This is a genomic window from Methanoculleus sp. UBA208 (assembly GCF_002498065.1).
Classification (GTDB): domain Archaea; phylum Halobacteriota; class Methanomicrobia; order Methanomicrobiales; family Methanoculleaceae; genus Methanoculleus.
Genome location: NZ_DAFZ01000113.1, coordinates 12,440 through 12,972 on the forward strand (window position 1 = coordinate 12,440; position 533 = coordinate 12,972).

Annotated in this window: 1 pseudogene; it reads left to right on the forward strand. The window is 63.6% G+C overall.

What is annotated here, in order from left to right:
• Positions 1-457 (forward strand): annotated as a pseudogene (locus BRA62_RS11765) (hypothetical protein); the annotation flags it as partial.
• Positions 458-533 lie beyond the last annotated feature (76 nt).

Genomic DNA, 533 nt, shown 5'->3' on the forward strand with positions numbered 1-533 from the left:
GACGAACGGCGGCAAGCTCTACGACTGTGTCGATAAGGACACCGGCGCCGGGAAGACCGACTACACCTACCGGAAGCCGGCCGGCTACTACAGCATCCCGTGCCGCTCGACCGATCCCGCCCTGGTGCTTGAGAACTGCACGAGCATCGACTCGCACGGCTACGGCCTCCAGGTCGACCTCGCGAGCAACATCCGGATCGAGAACTTCGAGCTCGTGAACCCGGCCGGGATCGACGGCAGGGGTGCAAGCCTCGGCGGCACGAACGGTCAGTTCAGCAACGCCGAAGTGGACATCCACGCCTCCGGAGACCAGGTCGAGACCCTCGTCTGGGCGAAGAACAACCAGAACGTCCAGTACACAGGAGAGATAACCTCCGGCTCCGAAAAGGCGTTCCTGGTTGAGGGCGGAGAGAACGTCCGGACGGACGGCATGACGGTTGCGCCTGCCGGCGAGTAAACCGGTCGATACTATCCGGGCCCTGACCGGGCCCGGCCTCAATCTTTTTTGGTTTTGCACCCGATGGAACGGCGGG